At 71.5% G+C, this 20,855-nt stretch carries 18 protein-coding genes; 5 read left to right on the top strand and 13 right to left on the bottom strand.

The window, feature by feature from the left end; translation table 11 throughout:
* Positions 1 to 134: 134 nt before the first annotated feature.
* The 5 genes from recN to ftsZ all read right to left on the bottom strand — a co-directional run bounded on the left by recN (position 135) and on the right by ftsZ (position 5,813).
* Positions 135 to 1,832 carry a DNA repair protein RecN gene (recN, locus tag ACK4TT_RS04310; RefSeq protein ID WP_409634385.1) on the bottom strand — a complete coding sequence of 566 codons (1,698 nt, stop codon included), beginning with the start codon at positions 1,830 to 1,832 and terminating at the stop codon, positions 135 to 137.
* 70 nt (positions 1,833 to 1,902) lie between these two features.
* A complete protein-coding gene (locus tag ACK4TT_RS04305; RefSeq protein ID WP_409634252.1) occupies positions 1,903 to 2,820 on the bottom strand; it encodes an outer membrane protein assembly factor BamD in 918 nt (305 codons plus the stop codon).
* Positions 2,821 to 2,910: 90 nt separating this feature from the next.
* On the bottom strand, positions 2,911 to 3,822 hold the full coding sequence (gene lpxC / locus ACK4TT_RS04300) for a UDP-3-O-acyl-N-acetylglucosamine deacetylase (protein WP_409634249.1): 912 nt from the start codon (positions 3,820 to 3,822) through the stop codon (positions 2,911 to 2,913).
* A gap of 162 nt (positions 3,823 to 3,984) precedes the next feature.
* Positions 3,985 to 4,203 (bottom strand): hypothetical protein, encoded by a 219-nt coding sequence (locus ACK4TT_RS04295; RefSeq protein ID WP_409634246.1) that lies wholly within the window; start codon positions 4,201 to 4,203, stop codon positions 3,985 to 3,987.
* Between the two features lie 113 nt (positions 4,204 to 4,316).
* A complete protein-coding gene (gene ftsZ / locus ACK4TT_RS04290) occupies positions 4,317 to 5,813 on the bottom strand; it encodes a cell division protein FtsZ (protein ID WP_409634243.1) in 1,497 nt (498 codons plus the stop codon).
* Positions 5,814 to 6,138: 325 nt separating this feature from the next.
* Between ftsZ and ACK4TT_RS04285 the strand changes: the two genes are divergently transcribed.
* Positions 6,139 to 7,638, top strand: coding sequence for a phosphoesterase (locus ACK4TT_RS04285; protein WP_409634240.1), 1,500 nt, complete (start codon positions 6,139 to 6,141; stop codon positions 7,636 to 7,638).
* Position 7,639: 1 nt separating this feature from the next.
* On the opposite strand, the gene ftsA is transcribed toward ACK4TT_RS04285, so the two are convergent.
* From ftsA to ACK4TT_RS04265, 4 genes are read right to left on the bottom strand one after another with little or no spacing between them, the layout of a single operon-like run.
* Positions 7,640 to 8,980 (bottom strand): cell division protein FtsA, encoded by a 1,341-nt coding sequence (gene ftsA / locus ACK4TT_RS04280; RefSeq protein ID WP_409634237.1) that lies wholly within the window; start codon positions 8,978 to 8,980, stop codon positions 7,640 to 7,642.
* A 20-nt stretch (positions 8,981 to 9,000) separates the two neighbouring features.
* Positions 9,001 to 9,894 (bottom strand): cell division protein FtsQ/DivIB, encoded by an 894-nt coding sequence (locus tag ACK4TT_RS04275; protein WP_409634234.1) that lies wholly within the window; start codon positions 9,892 to 9,894, stop codon positions 9,001 to 9,003.
* The gene (locus ACK4TT_RS04270) at positions 9,830 to 10,807 is read right to left on the bottom strand and encodes a D-alanine--D-alanine ligase (protein ID WP_409634231.1); all 978 of its coding nucleotides are present in this window, start codon (positions 10,805 to 10,807) and stop codon (positions 9,830 to 9,832) included. The genes ACK4TT_RS04275 and ACK4TT_RS04270 overlap by 65 nt, the downstream gene beginning before the upstream one ends.
* Before the next feature lie 60 nt (positions 10,808 to 10,867).
* Positions 10,868 to 12,151 (bottom strand): SulP family inorganic anion transporter, encoded by a 1,284-nt coding sequence (locus ACK4TT_RS04265; protein ID WP_410212506.1) that lies wholly within the window; start codon positions 12,149 to 12,151, stop codon positions 10,868 to 10,870.
* Positions 12,152 to 12,727: 576 nt separating this feature from the next.
* On the opposite strand from ACK4TT_RS04265, the gene ACK4TT_RS04260 reads away from it, so the two are divergent.
* Together ACK4TT_RS04260 and ACK4TT_RS04255 are read left to right on the top strand one after the other, a co-directional pair.
* Positions 12,728 to 13,363 carry a glycosyltransferase family 9 protein gene (locus ACK4TT_RS04260; RefSeq protein ID WP_409634225.1) on the top strand — a complete coding sequence of 212 codons (636 nt, stop codon included), beginning with the start codon at positions 12,728 to 12,730 and terminating at the stop codon, positions 13,361 to 13,363.
* A gap of 65 nt (positions 13,364 to 13,428) precedes the next feature.
* On the top strand, positions 13,429 to 13,698 hold the full coding sequence (locus ACK4TT_RS04255; protein WP_410212505.1) for a PaaI family thioesterase: 270 nt from the start codon (positions 13,429 to 13,431) through the stop codon (positions 13,696 to 13,698).
* Here the strand turns inward: ACK4TT_RS04255 and ACK4TT_RS04250 are convergent.
* Entirely contained in the window at positions 13,695 to 15,110 is a 1,416-nt protein-coding gene (locus ACK4TT_RS04250) for a M20/M25/M40 family metallo-hydrolase (RefSeq protein ID WP_410212504.1), read from the bottom strand. The two genes, ACK4TT_RS04255 and ACK4TT_RS04250, sit on opposite strands and share 4 nt — an antisense overlap.
* 173 nt (positions 15,111 to 15,283) lie before the next feature.
* On the opposite strand from ACK4TT_RS04250, the gene ACK4TT_RS04245 reads away from it, so the two are divergent.
* Positions 15,284 to 17,449, top strand: coding sequence for a diguanylate cyclase (locus ACK4TT_RS04245; protein ID WP_410212503.1), 2,166 nt, complete (start codon positions 15,284 to 15,286; stop codon positions 17,447 to 17,449).
* Here ACK4TT_RS04245 and ACK4TT_RS04240 read toward each other — a convergent pair.
* From ACK4TT_RS04240 to murC, 3 genes are read right to left on the bottom strand one after another with little or no spacing between them, the layout of a single operon-like run.
* Positions 17,388 to 17,912, bottom strand: a complete 525-nt coding sequence (locus tag ACK4TT_RS04240; RefSeq protein ID WP_409634379.1) for a histidine phosphatase family protein — start codon at positions 17,910 to 17,912, stop codon at positions 17,388 to 17,390. The two genes, ACK4TT_RS04245 and ACK4TT_RS04240, sit on opposite strands and share 62 nt — an antisense overlap.
* A 20-nt stretch (positions 17,913 to 17,932) precedes the next feature.
* Positions 17,933 to 18,835: a UDP-N-acetylmuramate dehydrogenase gene (murB, locus tag ACK4TT_RS04235; RefSeq protein ID WP_409634213.1), complete on the bottom strand. Its 903-nt coding sequence runs from the start codon at positions 18,833 to 18,835 to the stop codon at positions 17,933 to 17,935.
* A 10-nt stretch (positions 18,836 to 18,845) separates the two neighbouring features.
* Positions 18,846 to 20,267 (bottom strand): UDP-N-acetylmuramate--L-alanine ligase, encoded by a 1,422-nt coding sequence (murC, locus tag ACK4TT_RS04230; protein WP_409634210.1) that lies wholly within the window; start codon positions 20,265 to 20,267, stop codon positions 18,846 to 18,848.
* A 140-nt stretch (positions 20,268 to 20,407) separates the two neighbouring features.
* Between murC and ACK4TT_RS04225 the strand changes: the two genes are divergently transcribed.
* Positions 20,408 to 20,797: a hypothetical protein gene (locus ACK4TT_RS04225; protein WP_409634207.1), complete on the top strand. Its 390-nt coding sequence runs from the start codon at positions 20,408 to 20,410 to the stop codon at positions 20,795 to 20,797.
* Positions 20,798 to 20,855 lie beyond the last annotated feature (58 nt).

Here is a 20,855-nt window from a genome sequence, read left to right as displayed (position 1 = left end):
ACCACGGAATACACAGAATACACGGACGGCGTCGGCGCTTTCCGTGTGGTCCGTGTATTCCGTGGTTCCATCATCGGAACGCCGCCGCTGGCGCGGCGGCGGGCAGGCCGCCCTTTCGTGTCTTTTCGTGGTTCCTAAGCCCCGATCAGCGCGCGGGCGGCGGCGCGGGCGGCGTCGGTGATCTGGGCGCCGGCCAGCATGCGGGCGATCTCCTCCTCGCGGTCGGCGGGCGAAAGCACCTCCACCGCCGTGCGCACGCGTTCCGCGTCGCCCGCCTTCGAGATGCGCCAGTGATCCCCGGCCCGGGCGGCGACCTGGGGCGAGTGGGTGACGACCAGCACCTGGGCGGCGCCGGCCAGCTTCTTCAGCCGCAGGCCCACGGCGTCGGCCACGGCCCCGCCCACGCCCTGGTCCACCTCGTCGAAGATCATCAGCGGCTGGTGGCCGGACGCGCGGGCGGCCAGGGAGGCCTTCAGCGCCAGGGCGAAGCGGGCGAGCTCCCCGCCCGAGGCGATGGCGCCCAGGTCGCCGAACGGCGCGCCGGGGTTCGTGGAGACCTCGAAGGCCACGCGGTCCTGTCCCGCCGGCCCGGCGCGGTCCTCCGGCAGCGGCTCAACGGCCACCCGGAAGCGGGCCTTCTCCAGTTTCAGCGGGACCAGTTCGGCCATCACGGCCTGCGCCAGCCGCTCGCCGGCCGCGCGGCGGGCCTCGGTCAGGCGGCCGGCGGCGTCCAGGTAGCCGGCACGCGCCGCCGTCAGCTCGGCCTCGGCGGCCCTGAGCGCATCCTCGGACGACTCCACGGCGCGCAGCCGCTCGGCGAAGCGGACGCGCAGGGCCGGAAGCTCCTCCACCGCCACGTTCAGCTTGCGCGCCAGGCCGCGCAGGTCGAACAGCCGCTCCTCGGCCTTCTCCAGGCGGTCGGGTTCGAAGTCGAAGGCGTCGGCGGCCGCGTCGATGGCGGCTTCCGCCTCGGCGGCCTCGATCAGCACGCGGTCCAGGGCGGCCGAGGCCTCGGCCACGCGGGAGACGGCGCTCCCCTCGGCCGCCGCGCCGGCGGCCACGGCGCGCTCGCGGGCCCGCTCAAGGGCGCGGACGGCGGAGGCGACCCTGGCGGAAAGGCCGTCGAACACCTCGCGGGCGGCGGCGATGTCGGCCAAGGCCTTCTCGGCCGAGCCCAGCAGGGCGCGCTCCTCGGCGAGCTGCGTCTCCTCCCCTTCCCTGGGATCGAGGCGATCGAGTTCGGAGAGGCGGAAGGTGAGCTCCTCGGTCTCGGCGGCGGCGCGGGCCACGTCCGCGCGCAGCGCCTCCACGCGCTCGCGGGCCGCGCGCCAGTCGCGATGGCGGGCGGCGACCTCGGCGGCCAGCGGCTCCAGGCCCCCGAAGGCGTCCAGCAGCGGGCGGTGGGTGCGGGCGTCCAGCAGGCCCACCGTCTCGTGCTGGCCGTGGACTTCGAGCAGGCGCTCGCCCAGCTCCTTCAGCACGCCCACGCCGGTGGCCTGATCGTTGACGAAGGCCCTGGAGCGGCCGTCCGCCGACAGCGAGCGGCGCAGCACCAGGTCCTCGTCGCGGGCGTAGGAGAGGCCCTTCTCGTCCAGCAGCGCCCAGACCGGATGGTCGGGCGCCGGCGCGAAGATCGCCGTGGCCACGGCCTGGGCGGCGCCGCGGCGCACGAGGCCCGCGTCGGCGCGCATGCCGGTGGCCAGGCCCAGGGCGTCGAGGATGATGGACTTGCCGGCCCCGGTCTCGCCCGTGAGCGCGGTCAGGCCCGGCCCGATGGACAGGTCCAGGGTCTCGATCAGCACCACGTCGCGGATCTGGAGGCCGATCAGCATCGTGCGGAACATCGCCCGGAATCAGCGGCGTTTGAAGCCCCGCGGACGGGTTTTGTTCTCCGGCGTCCCGCTACTTCGTCTCGCCGGCGGAGGTCTCGTCGGCGGAGGTCTCGGGAACGGAGGCCGGCGGCCTGATCGTCTGCCCCTTGTCCTTGCGGAAGGGCAGGCGCAGCAGGCCGCGCTTGCCGCCGCCCGACGGCTCGACCGCGGGGCGCAGGCCGCGGTCGGTGAGCAGCCTGTAGGCGTCCCGATACCAGGGGTCGCCCGGATAGTTGTAGCCGAGGACGGCGCCATTCTTCTTCGCCTCGTCCACCAGGCCCAGCGTCAGGTAGGCCTCGACCAGCCGGTACAGCGCCTCGGGCGTGTGGGTCGTGGTCTGGTAGCGGTCGACCACGGTCTTGAAGCGGTTGACGGCCGCGAGCGTGTCGCCATTGCGCAGGTACCAGCGGCCGACGGTCATCTCCTTGCCGGCGAGCTGGTCGTTGACCATGTCGATCTTCAGGCGCGCGTCCTGGGCGTACTCGCTGGCGGGGTAGCGCTGGACCACGGTGCGCAGGGCGTCGAGCGCCTGGCCGGTGGCCGCCTGGTCGCGGCCCACGTCGACGATCTGCTCGAAGTAGCAGATGGCCTTGATGTAGTGGGCGTAGGCCGCCGCCGGGTTGCCCGGATAGAGCTGGATGAACCGCTCGGCGTCGCCGATCGCCTCGGCATAGTCGTTGGACTGGTAGTGGGCGTAGGCCTGCATCAGGATCGCCCGGCGCGACCACTCCGAATAGGGGTGCTGGCGCTCGACTTCCTGGAAGTAGCCCACGGCCTGGCTCCACAGGCCGCGGTCGAGGCGGTTGGCTCCGGTCGCGTACAGCAGCTCGACCGGCCGCTCCTCGTAGACGAGGCGGGCCTTCTTCTTGCCGTTACCGGCGCAGGCGGACAGGGCGAGGGCGCACATGACGGCGACGCCCGCCGTCCGGGCCAACGAATTGCGGAGCAAGGACACCTTCACCTCAACGACAACGCGCGCCCCCACGCGGAGAGTCGCTTCTACACCAGCCCGCAGGTGGCGCAAACGGAACGGGAGGCCTCAGACCGCCTCGGCCAGGTCGGCGACGAAGGTCCGCACGCGCCACGCGGCTGGGCGGGCCACGAGCGCGCGGACCAGGGCGTTGTTGATCCCGTGGCCGGCGAGCTCGCCCTCGAAGCGGCCGATCACCGGCGCGCCCAGCACGAAGAGGTCGCCGATGGCGTCCAGCGCCTTGTGACGCACGAACTCGTCGGGGCGGCGCAGCCCCTCGGGGTTCAGCACCCGGTCGCCTTCGATGACGACGGCGTTCTCCATCGAGCCGCCCCGGGCCAGGCCCATGGCGCGCAGGGCCTCGACCTCGTGCAGGAAGCCGAAGGTGCGGCAGTCGGCCAGCTCCGCGCGGAAGGCGGCCTCGTCCATGGCCAGGTCAATCGCCTGGGTCCCGATCGCGGCCGAGTCGAAGCGGATGGTGAACGCCACCTCGAAGCGATCCGCCGGCTTCAGGGCCGCGCGCTTGTCGCCGTCGACCACCTCGACCGTCTCCAGGATCTCGATGTAGCCGCGCGGGGCGTCCTGCTCGCGGCGGCCGGCGCGGTCCAGGACCCGCAGGAAGGGCAGCGACGAGCCGTCCATGATCGGCATCTCGGGCCCGTCGATCTCGACCACCGCGTTGTCGATCCCCAGCATGACCAGGGCGGCCATCAGGTGCTCGATGGTGGCGACAGTGACGCCCGCGGCGTTGCCGATCACGGTGCCCAGCTGGGTCTTGCAGACCGCCTCGGGCGAAACCGGCACGCGGTTGTCGCGGTCGGCGACGTCGGTGCGCACGAAGACGACGCCCGCGTCCGCCGGCGCCGGGCGCACGGCCACGCGCGTGTAGGCGCCCGTGTGGACGCCCACGCCGGCGAACAGCGCAGGGGCCTTCAGGGTATGCTGGAAAGCCGGGACATGCTGGAAAGCGGGTGCGGCCAAAGCTTGGGGACCTTCCACAAACACAATCAAGTCCGGCCCTTAAGTCGAAACCTTCGGACCGAGCCTTCGCCCTCAACGGTTGAATAGGCTGCTTTGATGCGCCGCAGCAAAACACTTGCTGTTTCGCTTTGTTTCCCGCCGTTCCGTGGCCGGAGCGAGACGTCAGCGGGCGGGGAAATCCTGGGCGCCGATGAGGTTCATAGCGCGGTCCTGGATGCGGACCTGCGCATCGCGGCCCAGGCCCGCGAGGCAGTCGGCCAGCGCCTTCGCCTGTTCCTCGGCCCGGCGGCCGGATCGGAAGACCAGGGGCTCCAGTTCGGCGCAGCGCACCGTCCACCCGCCCGCAAGGGGCGAAACCCAGATCACGCGCTGATAGGCCATGTCCGCCCTCCCGTGCTCAGGCTGACGGACGAAAGATACCAGAGGGCCAGGCCCCCTGCTTTCCCATTTGCGTGACACCGGCCCCGGACAGCCGCCGGCAGGGCCGGGCGCGATCAGTTGGCCAGGCGGCGCAGGAAGGAGGGGATCTCCAGGTCCTCGCCGGCGTCGGCCTCGGGCTCGATCTGGGGCGTTTCCAGCGGCTGGGCGCCGCCGCGCACCGCCGTGGCGGTGGGACGGGCCATGGGCTGGGCCTGCGGCTGCGGAGCCGCCGGCGGCGCGTCGTAGCGCGGGCGGCCGCCGAACAGGCTGAGGAAGCCGCCGCGGGGCTTGCGCGCCTCGAAGGCCGGCTCGGCGAACAGGGGCTCGTCGTCCTGCGCCTCGGCGGCCGCGGGGTCGACGATGCGCGTCACCGGCTGGGGCGCGGGCTCGGCCGGGGCCTCGGCGGCCACGGGCGCGGCGAAGATGTCGGGTTGCTCTTCCTCGCGCGGCTCCATCGACATGACCGGTTCGGGGACCGGAGCGGCTTCCGGCTCGGCGGAGGCCGTGACCGGCGCCGGCTCGGCGGCGCGCGGGCTCACCGTGGCGCGCAGGGGTTCGGCGGTCAGCGAGCGGCGCTCGACCTTGGGCTCGATGGCGGCGATCGAGGCGCCGTCCATGCCCGTGGCCACGACCGACACGCGGATCATCCCGTCCAGGCTCGGGTCGAAAGCGGCGCCGAAGATGATGTTGGCTTCCGGATCGACCTGTTCGGAGATGGCGTTCGCCGCCTCGTCGACTTCCAGCAGGGTCATGTCCAGGCCGCCGGTGACGTTGACCAGCACGGCCTTGGCGCCCTTCAGGGAGACCTCGTCCAGCAGCGGGTTCTGGATGGCGTTCTGGGCGGCCATCAGGGCGCGGTCGTCGCCGGTCGCCTCGCCGGTGCCCATCATCGCCTTGCCCATCTCGGTCATCACCGTGCGGACGTCGGCGAAGTCGAGGTTGATGAGGCCCGGGAGCACCATCAGGTCGGTGATCGAGCGGACGCCCGAGTGCAGGACCTGGTCGGCCATGCCGAAGGCCTCGGCGAAGGTCGTCCGCTCGTTGGCCACCCGGAACAGGTTCTGGTTCGGGATGACGATCAGGGTGTCGACGTAGCGCTGCAGCTCGTTGATGCCGGCGTCGGCCAGGCGCATCCGGTGGCGGCCCTCGAAGTGGAAGGGCTTGGTCACCACGCCGACGGTCAGGATGCCGCGCTCGCGCGCGCACTTGGCGATGATCGGGGCGGCCCCGGTGCCGGTGCCGCCGCCCATGCCGGCGGTGATGAAGACCATGTGGGCGCCGTCGAGGTGCTCGCCGATCTCCGGGATGCTCTCCTCGGCCGCGCTCATGCCGACTTCGGGATGGGCGCCCGCGCCCAGGCCCTGGGTCACCTGCACGCCGAGCTGGATGCGCCGGTCGGTCTTGGCGAACTGCAGTTGCTGGGCGTCGGTGTTGGCGACCACGAACTCCACGCCCTCGAGGCCCGCCTCGATCATGTTGTTCACGGCGTTGCCGCCGGCGCCGCCGACGCCGAACACGACGATGCGCGGCTTCAGTTCCGTGGCTCGAGGGGCGGTGAGAGAGATGGCCATGGACCCTGCGTCCTTCCGAAATGCGCTCAGAGCGCCTGGCGACCCGCACGCCCGACGCACCCTTTAAGGATGGGTTTACTAGGCGACCGACATCCTTAATCGAGGGTTAAGCCCATAGCCTGAGTCGGACGCTGATCGACCGGCGCTCCGTGTGAAAATGAGGCTTGTCTCGCAGGGACTCGGGAGGCCCGGCGGCGCCGGTCCAAACCCCAGGTTTCGTTGTCACACGAACGTCAACCGAACGTCGCAGGAACGTGAGCCCCGCCGGCTAGAGCGCGAGGTCCGCGCGCCCGGGTCGGCGCGCCGATCCTCCCGGAGCGCCACGTTGCGACGACTTGTCCTCATCGGCCTGGCGGCCGCCCTGCTTCCCGGCGCCGCGGCCGCGCACGACGGCCCCCATGGCCACGCGCCCCGGTTCGCGCCCACGCCTGCGGCGCGTCCCAGCGGCGCGGACCCGGCGAAGCGCCGCTGGCAGGCCGGCGATCACCACGTGCACAGCTGGTACAGCGTGAGCTGGAAGCCCTCTGCGGACGGCAAGGCGCCGCCCGAGGCGGTCATCGCGGGCGACGCCAACAACCCGATCCCGACGAATGCGCGGATGGCGGCCGAGCACGGGCTGATCTGGATGGTCGCCACCGACCATGGCGGTCCGAACCATTCCAAGCTGAACCGCGAGAAAGCCTATCCCGAAGTGCTGCGGGCCCGGAAGGAGACGCCGGGCCTGATCCTGTTCGTCGGCATGGAGCTCGACACCCCCGGCGCCGAGCACTCCAGCGTGATCGTGCCGAAGACGCCTGGCGAACGCGACGTCCTGTTCGGCATCGAGGCAGGCTACAACCGCCGCGAACCCTGGCCGGCCGATCCGGCCTGGGACACCGAGCAGCGCATGGTCGACGCGCTGAACCACATGAAGGCCCTGCCGGCTCCGCCGGTGGTGATCGCCAACCATCCGTCGCGCACCGCCAACGGCCTCGGGCGGTACGGCGCCGTCAGCCCGCACGAGCTGCGCAACTGGAACGACGCCGCGCCCAACGTGGCCGTGGGCATGGAGGGCGCGCCGGGCCACCAGGCCGGACCGCTCCTGCCGCCCGAGGCCGCCGATGAGGAGCACCGCATGCGCGGCGCCTACCGCCGCGCCCCCACCCTGGGCGGTTTCGACCAGATGACCGCGATCCTCGGCGGCTTCTGGGACTCCATGCTCGGCGAGGGCCGCCGGTGGTGGATCACGTCGACCTCGGATTCGCACCGGCACTACACCACCGGCGGCTCCGACTTCTGGCCCGGCGAATATTCCAAGACCTACGTGAAGGCGGTCCGCAGCTACGACGACGTGCTGGACGGCCTGCGCAACGGCCGGGTCTTCGTGACCCTGGGCGACCTCGTCTCGGAGGTCGACGTGGTCGCCCAGACCGCCGACGGCGCCCGCCGCGCCGAGATCGGCGGCGCCCTGAAGGTTCCGCGAGGGTCGGACGTGACCGTGGTGATCCGGGTCCGCGACCCGGCGGGCAAGAACTTCGGCGGCTATTCGCCCAGCGTGGCGCGGGTCGACCTGATCCGCGGGGACGTGACCGGACCGGCGGCGGACCGCGACGCCGACCGCAACCCCACCACCCGGGTCGAGAAGCGCTTCGGCCCCGGCGACTGGGTTCGCGAGGGCGAGCGTCTCAGCATGGCCTTCACGCTGAAGAACGTGACCCAGGACGGCTACGTCCGCGTACGCGGCACGAACGGGAGCGAACTGGAGCCCGAGGCCGACACGGCCGGCGAGACCCCCTGGTCGGACCTCTGGTTCTACGCCAACCCGATCTTCATCGAGGTGGAGTGAACTACAGGTTCTCGCGCAACCAGGCGGCGGCCTTGGCGACCGGATTGGCCCGGGGGTCGAGCGGTTCGCGGCGCAGCTTGGCCGAGGCCAGCGACTTCGACGAGACGGCCTCGCGCGGCCCGAAGGCGGCGCGGTGCAGGACGCCCGCCGCCGCCGTGAACGCCGGACCGGACGCCGCGTCGGCCAGGTGCGGCACCCGGCGCGGGCGGCCCAGGCGCACCGGACGGTCGAACACGCGGACGGCCACCTCGCGCACGCCGGCGAGCTGGCTGGCCCCGCCGGTCAGCACCAGGCCCGCGCCCGGCTCCACCGGCGCGCCCGAGGCCTTGAGGCGGTCGCGCAGCAGCTCCAGCGTCTCCTCGACGCGCGGCGCGATGATGCCCTTGAGCAGGGAGCGGGGCGCCACCACCGGGCCCGCGCCGGGATCATCGCCGCGCGGCGGCGCCTCGATCATCTCGCGGTCCTCGTTGGCAGAGGCGATGGCCGAGCCGTGCAGGGTCTTGATGCGTTCGGCGCCGGCGATGGAGGTCGAAAGGCCGCGCGCGATGTCCTGGGTCACGTGCTGGCCGCCGACCGGCACGGTCTCGACGTGAACCAGGCTGCCGCCCGCGAACACCGCCGCCGAGGTGGAGCCGCCGCCCATGTCGATGCACACGCTGCCGAGATCCATCTCGTCCTCCTCCAGCGCGGCGAGCGCGGAGACGAACGGCGCGGCGACCACGCCGTCGAGCTGGAGGTGGGCGCGCTCGACGCAGGCGCCCAGGGTCTGGAACACCGTCTCGGCCACCGAGACCACCAGGAGCTCGACGCCGAGCGTCTTGCCGAACATGGCGCGCGGGTCGCGCACGCCGCCCTGCCCGTCCACCAGCCAGCCGACCGGCAGGATGTGGATGGCCCGGCGGCCCGGCAGCTTGATCTGGGCGAGCGCGTTCTGGATGGCGCGCACGAGGTCGTGGTCGGCGATGGGCCGGGCGCCGATCGAGACGCGGCCGGCCACGCGCGAGGAGGCCAGTTGGCCGCCCGAGGTGGCCACGGTGACTCCCTGGACGCTGACGCCGGCGACGTTCTCGGCCCGCTCCACGGCCTGGGCGATGGCGTCGGACGCCTCGTCGAGGTTCACGATGGCGCCGCCGCGCACGCCGCGCGACTGGACGTAGCCGACGCCGCTTGTGGTGAGCGTCCGGTCGGCCTTGCGCACGCCCTCCGGCTTCATGATGAAGCAGGTGACCTTCGACGCCCCCAGGTCCACGGCGGCCACCACGCGCGGCGGCGCGAGCGCGGCCTTCAGGCCTTCGCGGCCGTCCTTGCGGGACTCTTCAGCGCGGGTGAGGGACTTCAGCATCGCGGGTTCGCTTCTTCTCCTTACACGCCGGCGGCGGCCAGACCGTCGGGCGCGGTGGTCTCAACAGGGCGCGGCCGCACGGCCACGACATCGGGGTTGCGCAGGTCGATGCGCTCGAAGCCCAGCTCCAGGATGCGCGAGCGCAGGTCGAGCTGTTCGAGCTGGGCCAGGGCGTCCTCCTCGCCCACGGCGGGAAGCTGGATCAGCGAACCGTCCTTCAGGCGCAGGTCCCAGCGGCGGTCGTCCACCCGCACCAGGGCCTCCATCCGCTGCATCAGCTTGGGCCGCTGGGCGATCACCGGCAGGATCTCGCCGGCGTGCTCGGCGCCGCCGGCGCCGACCACCAGCGGGAGCATCGGGAAGCGGGCCGGATCGGCCTCGGGGATGACGCGGCCCTTTTCGTCGATCACCACGCTGCGGCCGGCGTGCTGCCAAACGGCGAGCTGGCGGCGTTCCTCGACGGCGATGACCAGGGTGTCGGGCAGCAGGCGCACGATCCTCGCCTCCTTCACCCAGCCCACCGTCTCCACGCGATCGCGCAGGGCGGCGAGGTCGAGGCCGAGCAGCGGCTGGTCCTTGTAGACGCCGGCGGCGCGGACGATGTCGGGGGTCGCCATCTGGGACGCGCCCTGGACGTGGACCGTACGCAGGCGGAAGCCGGCTTCGCCGAAGCGGCCGTCGACGGCGGCGGTCACGCTGTCGACCAGCATCTGGCCGCGGCCGCCGGTGGCGAGCGTCGCGCCGAGGGCGATGGCCAACAGGCCCGCGGCGGTGAGCAGGATCAGCTTGGGGGGAACCCCCTCGCGCGCGGGCGCGCCCGCCCCGCCCTTCGCGGGGCGTTTGGCAGGACTAGGGGGCGCCTTGGCCCGAGGCTTCGCCTGAACTCGCGATCCTCCCCGCACCGGCGCGGGCATAAGCGTCCTCCGTAATCCAGAGCACCAGACGGTCGAAATCCACGCCTTGGGCCGCCGCCTGCTCCGGAACCAGGGAGGTGGGCGTCATGCCGGGCTGGGTGTTGACCTCCAGAAGGACCAGAATGTCGTTAATGTCGTCATAACGGAGGTCCGACCGGGTAACCCCGCGACAACCAAGCGCGGCGTGGGCCATCTCGGAGAGCTTCTTGGCCCGCTCGAACGCGTGCGGCGGGATGCGGGCGGGGACCACGTGCTGTGAGCCGCCCTCGGCGTACTTGGCGTCGTAGTCGTAGAAGCCGGTCCGCGGGATGATCTCGGTGACGGTCATCGCCTTGCCGTCCATGACGCCCACCGCCAGCTCCAGCCCCCGGACATAGGGCTCGACCATGACCTCCTCGCCGAACGTCCAGGTGGGGGCGACCACCTCCTGGGGCGGGCTGTTGGCGCCCTCGAACACCAGGAAGACGCCCACGGACGAGCCCTCGGCGTTCGGCTTGACCACATAGGGCGGCGGCAGGACGTGCGAGCGCGCCACGTCGAAGCGGTTGAAGAGCCCGCCGCCCGGCACGTCCACGCCGGCCGCTGCCAGCACGGCCTTGGACTTGGCCTTGTCCATGGCCAGGGCGGAGGCCAGCACGCCGCAATGGGTGTAGGGAATGGCCAGGGTTTCCAGCACGCCCTGGACGCAGCCGTCCTCCCCCCACGCGCCATGGAGGGCGTTGAAGCAGACGTCGGGCTTCAGCTTCGTCAGCACCTGGGCGAGGTCGCGGCCCGCGTCCACCCGGCTCACCTTCGCGCCCAGGCGCTCCAGCGCGTCGGCGCATTCGCGGCCCGAGACCAGGCTCACCTCCCGTTCGGAGGACAGGCCGCCCATGAGGACGGCGACGTGGTGACCGGAGAGCGGCGCGGCCATGGACGACTCGCTGGAGACTGAAGGGCGTCCGCCCGCCGTGGCCCGGCTGGCCCCCTCAGGTCAAGGGGTCGGGCCGCCGCGGGCCCGGCGATCCAGCAGCCAGAAGAAGGTCGCCAGAACGCAGCCGGCCACGATTCCGGTGGTGAGATCGTGCAGAAGCGTGAAGGCGAAGGTGGCGAAGAGCACCGTTCCGCTCCTCCAGCTCTTCATCAGGCCGACGAACTCCTCCTTCTCGGCCATGTTCCAGGCCACCACGACCAGCACGCCCGCCAGGGCCGCCAGCGGCACGTAGCTGGCCAAGGGCGCGGCCAGCAGCATGAACAGCAGCAGGAAGACCGCGTGCAGCATGCCCGCGAAGGGGCTGCGCGCGCCGGCGCGGATATTGGCCGCCGTCCGGGCGATGGTGCCGGTCACCGCGATGCCCCCGAAAAACGCCGAGCCGACGTTGGCCAGGCCCTGGGCGACCAGTTCCATGTTCGACCGGTGAACCCGGCCGGTCATCTTGTCGGCCACGGTCGCCGACAGCAGGCTCTCCACGCCGCCCAGCAGGGTGAAGGACAGCGCCGCCGGCAGCACCTTGAGGACCAGATCGAGCGAGATCGTGGGAAGGGCCGGCGCCGGGAAGCTCTGCGGCAGGCCGCCGAACCGCGTGCCGATGGTCTCGACCGGCAGGTGCAGGGCCGTGGCGATCAGGGTCGCGCCGACCACCCCGAACAGCATGCCGGGCCAGGTCGGCCGGAAGCGTCGCAGGACGAGGATGAACGCCGCCACCCCGACGCCCAGCACGAGGGCGGCGGGGTTCAGGGTCGGCAGGGCCGAGCCCAGAGCCGCCAGCTTCGGCAGCAGTTCGCCCGGCTCCCGCCCGCTGAGCGTCAGGCCCGCGAGGTCCTTGATCTGGCTGGCCAGGATGGTGACCGCGATGCCGGCGGTGAAGCCCACCGTCACCTCATGCGGGATGTGGCGGATCAACGAGCCGAGCCGCAGGAGCCCCACCAGGGTCAGCATCAGGCCCGAAAGCAGGACCGTGAGCAGCAGCCCCTCGATTCCGAACTTCGCGACGGTGGCGGCGACCAGCACGATGAAGGCGCCCGCCGGTCCGCCGATCTGATAGCGGCTGCCGCCGAGCGCCGAGACCAGGAAGCCTCCGACGATGGCCGTCCACAGACCCCGCTCCGGCGAGACGCCCGAGGCCACGGCGATGGCCATGGAGAGCGGCAGCGCCAGGATCGCCACGGTCAGGCCGGCCATCACGTCGCGCTTCAGCGCCTCGGCGCCGTAACCCTCCTTCAGGGTCGTGGCGAGCTTGGGCTTGTAGAGGTGGGCGGTCGTGGTTCCGTCGGGCATGTCCATCGGGCCTGGCGCGCCAGCGACCCGGTATGGCGCCGCGCAAACGCTACCATTTGACTAGGAATAAGTGACCGACCGGTCGCTTTGCAACTCCGGTGGCGTACGTAGCCGCGGCGGCGCTTCGTCGCGCTGCCGCGAGCTCTTCGCTCAAGAACCTCGGGCGGATGCCGGACCGAATCTCTCGCGTGCAGGCCGAACCCCGACGGCCATCGGCTCGCCCTTGCGGATGAACCTGTGCATGCAAATGGACCCTGCGTTAGATGTGCGGCATGAGGGATTTGATCGGGACCGCGCTTCACAATGAGGGCGGGCGCCTCAAACAGGCTGGCGATCTCGCTGGCGCGGAAGCCACGCTGCGGCTCGCGGCCCAGTTGAATCCACAGGGAACCCCGCACCCGGCACGCGCTCGGCTTCGTTCTGCTGTCCCAGGGCCGCTACCAGGAAGGCTGGCCGCTTTACGAAGCGCGCCACGACATCCCCGAGCTCAACTGCGGGAAACCGTCGCTCCCCTGGCCTGAATGGCGTGGGGAGCCCCTGGTCGGCAAGCGCTTGCTGGTCTTCCCGGAACAGGGCATGGGCGATCAGATCATGTTCGCGCGGTTCGCGGCTCGAGCGGCGTCCGAAGGAGCCGACGTGACGGTGCTGACGCCCACGCCTCTCGCGCGCCTCTTCCGATCGATGCCTGTCGAAGTCGTCGAGGCCAGGGGCGCGGCCGAGTTTCCCGACCCCGACTACTGGGTGATGTCGAGCGATATAGCCGGGCGGGCGGGCGCCACGCTGGAGACACTGCCGAGCGCACCCTACCTCAGCGCCCAGCCAGGGACTTCTTCTGTCGTGGGCGTCGCCTGGCGCGGCAACCCGGCCTTCCGGAATGACGCCAACCGCTCGTTGCCGCCCGACCTTGGCGAGCGCCTTCTCGCCCTTCCCGGCGCCGTCAGCCTCGCGCCCGAGGATAGCGGCGCTCGTGACTTCCAGGACACCGCCGAAATCATCGCCGGCCTCGACCTCGTCGTCAGTGTGGATACCGCGGTCGCCCACCTGGCCGGCGCGCTCGGCAAGCCGGTCTGGATACTCGTGCCCGACCTGACCACCGACTGGCGCTGGATGCAGCACCGCATCGACAGCCCCTGGTATCCGACCGCGCGTCTCTGGCGTGGCGGGGACTGGCGCCCCGTCGTCGAGGCGATAGAGCGGGAGCTGGCCCGCTAGGCTGGCGCGATATTGAGCCGCTGCCGCCAGCACGCGGTCAGCGGCCCTCCGCCAGGATGGCCTGCATGAGCGTCACCACCGCCATGCTGGACGACACCATGGGCCCGGCCATGTTCATCTGTTCGGACGGCCGGCTGTTCACCCGGACCATCGACCTGAACGTCAGCTTCCTGGCGCCGGCCACGCCCGGCCCGATCTTCGGCGAGGGCCAGGGGGTCCAGGCCGGAAAGAGCATCTGCTTCCTGGAAGGGCGGCTGACCGACGCGGACGGCCTGCTGCTCGCTCGCGCCACCTCGACCGCCCGTCTGCTCCCCGCCGAGAAGGCCCCGGGCTAGGGTCTGGCCGCCAGCGCCCGGAAGTCCACGTCGCTGTTGGCCACGGTGTGCAGGAAGCTCGCCCACACGGCCACGTTCTGCGCCAGCTCCGCCGGATCGATCTTGTCGAGCGTATCGTCGGCCGAGTGGTGCAGGTCGAAGTAGCGGCTGGCGTCCTGGTTGAATTCCACGAAGGGCGCGCCGGCCTCGACGAGACCCTCGACATCCGAACCGCCGAAGCCCGGCGCCTCACGGCTGACGATGACCCTCAGGGGCGCGATGGCCCCGCGGAACGCCTTCATCGCCGGATGGTCCAGGCTCCCCTTCGGCAGGCGCGCCTGCCAGATGCGCCCGGCCCCGGTGTCGCTCTCGCCCACCATGACCATCCGTCCGACCTCGTCCTTGTGGGCCGCCAGATAGGCGTCGCTGGAGCCGCCCTGCTCCTCCGAACCCCACATCACGACCCGGATGGTCCGGCGCAGCGGCCCCTGGCCGGCGGCCAGCTTGGCGGCCGCCGTGGTGATGGCGATGCCGGCGGCGTCATCCACGGCGCCCGTGCCCGGGTCCCAGGAATCCAGGTGGCCGCCGACCACGATCACCTCGTCCGGCGCCTCGCGGCCCGGCAGCTCGCCCGAGATGTTGTAGGCCTCGACCTTGGGCTCGAAGCGCGAGGTCATGTTCAGCTTGATCGTCACCGGCTTGCCCCCGGCCTCACCTCGGGCGGCCAGCCGCTCCAGCAGCTCGGCGTCGGGGGTGGACAGCGCCGCGGCGGGGATGCCGCCCGGACGCGCCGCGCCGGTGTGCGGCAGACGGGTGTCGTCGGTGGACAGCGACCGGATCAGATAGGCCACGGCGCCGCGCTTGGCCGCCTCGGCGGGACCGGCGCTGCGCTGCGGGTTGATGGCGCCATAGCCCGAGCCGTCCTGGGCCCGCGTCATGACGCCGGTGACCACGGCGATCTTGCCCTTCAGCGAGCCCTCCGGCTGGGCCAGGAACTCGTCGTAGCTGCGGAACAGCGCCATCTCGGCGGTCAGCCCGCCCTTCGGCGTGGGCGACGAGCGGCCCAGGCCCAGGATGTGCAGCTTGTGCGGGACCGGCCCCACGACCTCGGCGGACTCCTCTCCCCGGAACCAGCCCGAGGCGGTGAAGGTCTCGACCTTCACGTTCTGGAAGCCCAGGCGCTTCAGCGTCTCGACGCCCCAGTCGCGGGCGCGGACCATCTCGGGCGAACCGACGAGCCTCGGCCCGACATCGGTCGTCAGGGATTCGGCGATGGTCCAGGCGGTGGGATCGGCCAGGGCCTTGTCCCGCACGGCGGCGGCGCTGGCGGCGATGTCCGGGGCGGCGATGTCCGGGGCGGCGGTGTCCTGGGCGGCGGCGGGCGCGACGGCCAGGAGGCTGGCGGCGAGGGCCAGGGGGGCGAGCTTGTGCATGTCCTGCGCGTGGAGCCTCGCGGGATTCCCGTCAAGCTTGCTGCTGCCAACGCGTGGCAGCAACTGCGGCTCAATGTGTCGCGGACCGGTTTGCGACAGCTCAAGGCGGCCGCTTTCAGGGGCGAGATGATGGCCTGTTTCAACGACAGCCCGGAGTCTGCCCGGAGTTCGCCTTGCCCGACACGCCCCTCCCTCCCGTGGCCGACGCCGACACGGCCGGCGCGATCCGCGCCGAGCAGGTGCGGCTGCTCTACGCCTCGCCAAGCATCACCCTCGGGAACCTGGTCAACGCCGCGCTGGCCTGCGCCCTGCTGTTCAATGAGTATCCGGCGCTGGTCTGGGCGGCCTGGCTTTCGCTGTTCGCGGTCGTGGTCGCGGCGCGCATCCTGCTGTGCCGCCGCTATAACAGGAGCCAGCCTCGGGGCGAGGCCACGAAGGCCTGGGCCTGGGCGTTCGCCGCCGGATCGGGACTCACGGGCGTTCTGTGGGGACTGGCCGCATCCGTCGTCTTCGTCTCGGGCGACGCCGTGGACGCGGTCTTCGTGGCGTTCATGCTGGGCGGCATGGCCGCGGGGTCGGTGCTGCGGGACTCCGTCTGGCCGCCCGCGTTCTACGCTTTCGCCATTCCCGCCATCCTGCCCCTGATCGTGGCGCTCCTCGCGGCGGGAGAGGCCGTCTTCGTCGTCATGGCGGTGATGCTCGCGATCTTCTCCGCCGCGCTGGCGGCCACGGGCCTGCGCAACAGCCGCTGGGTGACCGAGAACGTCCGCCTGCGCCTGAAAGAAGCCAGGCTCAACGAAGAGCTCCAGAGCCTGGCCCTTGAACAGCGCCGGGTGACCCAGGCCCTACAGGACAGCAACGAACGGCTCCGCGCCATTTCCGACCATGCCCAGGACGCCTTCATCATCGCCGACCATGCCGGGGACATCGTCTTCTGGAATCCGGCGGCCCAGCGGATGTTCGGCTACACGCCCGAGGAGATCCAGGGTCGCAGCGCCAGCATCCTACTCGCCGACGAGGGCGACCGGGAGGCCGCCATCGTGGCCTACCGGAGCCTCGCGCAGGCCGGCGTCCGCGACCTGCCCGGCCGGACCCTTTCGCTCCAGGCCGTGCGCAAGGACGGGACCCGCTTCCCGGCGGATGTCTCCGTGTCCGCGATGCAGATCAACGGCGAATGGCATGCCCTTGGGGTCGCTCGCGACGTCAGCGAGCGCGAACGGGCGCACGCCGCCATCGAGAATCTCAACCGCCAGATGGCGGCCAGCCTCGACGCCTTGAAGGCGCACGCCGAGGAAATGGGCGCCATAGCCCGCCTGTCCGATACGCTGCAGACCTGCCGGTCGCGGCAGGAGGCCTATCCCATCATCGCCACCGCCGCCGCCAACCTGTTCGATGGGACGAGCGGCGGCCTCGCGGTCGTGTCCGACGAATCCGGCGAGCTCGAAACCGTCGCCCGATGGGGCGAGCCCGGGCTGTCGCCCGAATTCGCCGTCGCCGACTGCTGGGGCCTGCGCACAGGCCGCCGGTACGATGTCGCCGGCGCAGGCAAGGCGACGCCGTGCCGGCACTTCCGCGAGACTCCGCCCGGCGCCTATGTCTGCCTGCCGCTGGCGGTGCATGGCGAGACGACGGGCCTGCTGTACCTGGCGGCGCGCCCCGGAGCCGCCGTCACCGATGACCTGCAGCGGCTGTTGCAGACCTTCGGGGACGTCCCGAAACTCTCGCTGTCGAACCTGAAGCTGCGGGAAGTTCTCAGCGAACAGGCCATGCGCGACCCGCTCACCGGCCTGTTCAACCGGCGCTACCTGTCCGAAACCCTCCCCCGCGAGATCCGGCGGGCCCGACGCGGTCGCAAGCCGCTGTGCGTCGCGCTCCTGGACGTCGATCACTTCAAGGCGCTGAACGACGCCCACGGCCATCCCGCCGGGGACCGGGTGCTGAAGATCGTGGGCGGGCTGTTGAGGGATTCCCTCCGCGCCGGGGACATCGTCTGCCGCTACGGCGGCGAGGAGTTCGTCGTCGTGCTGCCGAACTGCGCCCTTGGCGAGGCCAAGGCCCGGTTGCAGCAGATATGCGCCGAGGTCGAGGCTACGGCGATGGTCCACGGCCGCGAGCCCCTGCCGACCATCACCCTCTCCGCGGGCGTCGCCGAGATGAGCGCGGGCCTGACCTCGGCGGAGGCTCTCATCGGCGCGGCCGATCAGGCGCTCTACAAGGCGAAGAAGAACGGCCGCAACCGGATCGAAGTCTTCGGCAGGCCGGATGTATCGCCCCTGCCTAGCCGCTCCGCGACACGAGGCGGTCCGAAGCATCCAGCACGACGGCTTCAGGCGTCTTGAGGCCCAGCCACAGCTCGTAGGGATCGCGGCCCAGGCGCGGCGCCAGGTAGAGGCTCATCACGACGCCGTGGGTCACCACCATCAGCGGCCGCTCGGCATGTCGGCGCAGGGCCTCGGAGAAGCGCGCCAGCGCCTGGTCGGCGCTTTCCCCGCCGAACGGAGCGGTCGCCCGCTCGGCGAAGACGCGTTGCATGTTCGCGCGGTGGGCGTCGTCCGCGGTGACGGGCAGGTCCGGGGTCGCGATCTCCGAGAGCCCGTCGTCCACCGCGATGGTGAGGCCGAGCCGCCGCGCGATCAGGCCGGTCGTCGCCAGCGCCGCCGGCTCGGGACTGGAGAGCACGCCGGTCACCGGCTGCATCTTCAGGTGGTCCGCCAGCGCCGTGGCGGCGGCCATGCCATCGGGCGTCAGCAGCCATTCCACCCGCGGTGTGTCGGGATCGACCCGGGGCCTGGCGTGCCGCACGAGGATCAACGCCGCCGCGTTCACGGCCGCCCGATGCGCTTGATCTCCCAGTCGAGGTCGACGCCGAACTTGGCCTTCACATCGGCCCGGACCGCTTCGCCCAGGCCTTCGAGATCGGCCGCCGTCGCCTCGCCGGTGTTGATGAGGAAGTTGGAATGCAGGGGCGAGAACATGGCCCCGCCGAAGCGCTTGCCCCGCCAGCCGGCGTCGTCCACCAGCTTCCAGGAGGAATGACCGGGCGGGTTCTTGAACGTCGAGCCGCCGGTCTTCTCGCGGATCGGCTGGGTCGTCTCCCGGCGCGCGGTGATTTCGGCCATGCGGGCCTCGATGGCGGCGGGGTCGTCCGGCCGGCCCTCGTACAGCGCGCCGGTGAAGATCAGCGGCTCTGAGGCCGCGCGGGCGGACTTGCGATAGCTGTAGCCAAGGTCGGCGTTCGACAGCGTCAGGCGCTCGCCCGCGCGGGTGAGCGCATAGGCCTCGACCAGCACGTCCTTGGTCTCGGCGCCGTAGCAGCCGGCGTTCATGACCAGCGCCCCGCCGATGGTCCCCGGCACCCCGCGATAGAACTCCAGGCCGGCGATCCCCGCCTTGGCCGCCTCGCGGGCGACCGTCGCGTCGAGCGCCGCCGCGCCGGCGAAGATGCGGCTTCCCTCGCGGGGCTCGACCTTGGCGAAGGCCTTGCCCAGGCGGATCACCACGCCGTCCACGCCGCCATCGCGGACGAGAGTGTTGGACCCCACGCCCAGGACGGTCACGGGCGCGTCGGCCGGCAAGCCCTTCAGGAAGGCCGCCAGGTCGTCCTCGTCCTCGGGCAGGAAGATCACGTCGGCCGGCCCGCCGACGCGGAACCAGGTGAAGGGCGCCAGCGGCTCGTCCCGGAGGAGCTTGCCGCGAACGGCGGGCAGATTGTCCTTCCAGGTCATCGGGGCCGGCTCATTCGGCGGCTTCGCCGAGGGCTTCTAGCTGGCCCGGCAGGGCGTAGGCCCAGCTCGTGATGTCGCCCGCGCCCAACAGCACCACCAGGTCGCCCGGCTTGGCCTCCTGGCGCACCAGGGCCGGCAGGGCGGCGGGCTCCGAAAGCGGCAGCACGCGGCGGTGGCCGTAGCGGCGCAGGCCCTCGACCAGGCTGTCCTTGCTGACGCCCTCCAGCGGCGCCTCGCCCGCCGCGTAGACGTCGGCCACGACCACCGTGTCGGCGTCGTTGAAGCAGGCGCAGAACTCGTCGAACAGGTCGCGCAGGCGCGTGTACCGGTGCGGCTGGACTACGGCGATCACCTTGCCCTCGCTGACCGCGCGGGCGGCCTTCAGCACCGAGGCGATCTCCACCGGATGGTGGCCGTAGTCGTCCACCACGCGCACGCCGTTCGCCACGCCCGTGGTCGTGAACCGGCGCTTCACCCCGCCGAACCCGGCCAGCCCCGCGCGGATGGCCTTGGCCGGCACGCCCAGTTCGCGGGCCACGGCGATGGCGGCCAGCGCGTTCTGGACGTTGTGCTGACCAGCCATGGGCAAGAGCAGGTCGTCGTACGAGACGAAGCCGCCGTCCCTGGGCTGGATCACCACCGAAAAGCGCGCGCCCTCGGGCCCCATGCGGATGTTGTGGGCCCGGACCTCGGCCTGGGGGTTCACGCCATAGGTGACGAGGCGGCGGTTCTCGACCCGGGCGGCCATGGCCTGGACCTCGGGGTGGTCGATGCACACCGCCGCGAAGCCGTAGAACGGGATGTTCTCCACGAAGTCCTGGAAGGCCTTCTTCACGGCGTCGAAGTCGCCGTAGTGGTCCAGGTGCTCGGGGTCGATGTTGGTGACGATGGCGCAGGTGGACTTGAGCTTCAGGAAGGTGCCGTCGCTCTCGTCGGCCTCGACCACGATCCAGTCGCCGGCGCCCACCTTGGCGTTGGTGCCATAGGCGTTGATGATCCCGCCGTTGACCACGGTGGGGTCCAGGCCGCCGGCGTCCAGCAAGGCGGCGACCATCGAGGTCGTGGTCGTCTTGCCGTGGGTGCCGCCCACCGCGATCGAGAACTGCAGGCGCATCAGCTCGGCCAGCATCTCGGCCCGGCGGACCAGCGGCAGGCGCCGCGCCCGGCCCTCGACCATCTCGGGATTGTCGGGCTTGACCGCCGTCGAATAGACGATGGCGTAGGCGCCCTCGACGTTCTTCGCGTCGTGGCCGATGAAGATCCTCGCGCCCAGCCTCTCCAGCCGCTCGGTGTTGGCCGAGGCCTTCGCGTCCGAGCCCTGCACCTGATAGCCCGTGCGCAGCATGATCTCGGCGATGCCGCTCATGCCGATGCCCCCGATGCCGACGAAGTGGACGGGACCGATCTCGAAGGGGACGGGGCGGCGGTTCATGGGGTGGTGCTACCGCATCTTGCTCCGCTCCGGAACGGCCAACCTGCGGCCGCGCTCCACCGCGCCGAACACACGCATTACGACGCCTTGCGGCGCATTCCCATTAGGAGTTGAATAACGCCGTTCAACGGGAGGAGCTCATGTCTCTAATCGGCAAGGACGGCAAGGAATCCAAGGACGGCAAGGAAGGTAAGGAGGGCAAGGACGATTGCGGCCGGCTGGCGGCGATGGACGCGCTGGGCATTCCAGCCGGGCCCTTCGACCCGCGGGCGCAGGGAATCGGCCGCAAGTTCGTCAGGGTCGAACTCTCCCCATCGCGCGCCGCGGACCCCGGCGTCATCGAGGCCAGCAACGTCTATTGGGAAGCCGTCCAGGCCTACGGGCTCCTGGACTCGGTGACCCGCACGGCCGACGGCGCGACGCACCTGGTGCTGTCGGTGCGCGACGAGGACGAAGCCGCCAAGCTGGTGGCGCAGGATCCCGGCGCCCGGGCGAACGCGGTCAGCCTCAAGTCCAGGGCGCCGTTATAGGTCCGACGGCCCGGAGGACGCAGACCCTTCTCCTCGACGTCAGGCCGCCGCTTCTGGC

The organism is Phenylobacterium sp. (genome assembly GCF_046463815.1).
GTDB lineage: Bacteria > Pseudomonadota > Alphaproteobacteria > Caulobacterales > Caulobacteraceae > Phenylobacterium.
This window is presented reverse-complemented; position numbering and strand designations above follow the sequence as displayed.

Excerpts from the sequence above, each read along its gene's own strand:
- ACK4TT_RS04255 (WP_410212505.1), top strand. The coding sequence starts at position 13,429 with ATGAGCGTCACCACCGCCATGCTGGACGACACCATGGGCCCGGCCATG.
- ftsZ (WP_409634243.1), bottom strand. The coding sequence starts at position 5,813 with ATGGCCATCTCTCTCACCGCCCCTCGAGCCACGGAACTGAAGCCGCGC.
- ACK4TT_RS04250 (WP_410212504.1), bottom strand. The coding sequence starts at position 15,110 with ATGCACAAGCTCGCCCCCCTGGCCCTCGCCGCCAGCCTCCTGGCCGTC.
- ACK4TT_RS04275 (WP_409634234.1), bottom strand. The coding sequence starts at position 9,894 with ATGCCCGCGCCGGTGCGGGGAGGATCGCGAGTTCAGGCGAAGCCTCGG.
- ACK4TT_RS04295 (WP_409634246.1), bottom strand. The coding sequence starts at position 4,203 with ATGGCCTATCAGCGCGTGATCTGGGTTTCGCCCCTTGCGGGCGGGTGG.
- ACK4TT_RS04225 (WP_409634207.1), top strand. The coding sequence starts at position 20,408 with ATGTCTCTAATCGGCAAGGACGGCAAGGAATCCAAGGACGGCAAGGAA.
- murB (WP_409634213.1), bottom strand. The coding sequence starts at position 18,835 with ATGACCTGGAAGGACAATCTGCCCGCCGTTCGCGGCAAGCTCCTCCGG.
- ACK4TT_RS04270 (WP_409634231.1), bottom strand. The coding sequence starts at position 10,807 with ATGGCCGCGCCGCTCTCCGGTCACCACGTCGCCGTCCTCATGGGCGGC.
- recN (WP_409634385.1), bottom strand. The coding sequence starts at position 1,832 with ATGCTGATCGGCCTCCAGATCCGCGACGTGGTGCTGATCGAGACCCTG.
- ftsA (WP_409634237.1), bottom strand. The coding sequence starts at position 8,980 with ATGCTGAAGTCCCTCACCCGCGCTGAAGAGTCCCGCAAGGACGGCCGC.
- ACK4TT_RS04265 (WP_410212506.1), bottom strand. The coding sequence starts at position 12,151 with ATGCCCGACGGAACCACGACCGCCCACCTCTACAAGCCCAAGCTCGCC.
- ACK4TT_RS04260 (WP_409634225.1), top strand. The coding sequence starts at position 12,728 with ATGGGCGATCAGATCATGTTCGCGCGGTTCGCGGCTCGAGCGGCGTCC.
- murC (WP_409634210.1), bottom strand. The coding sequence starts at position 20,267 with ATGAACCGCCGCCCCGTCCCCTTCGAGATCGGTCCCGTCCACTTCGTC.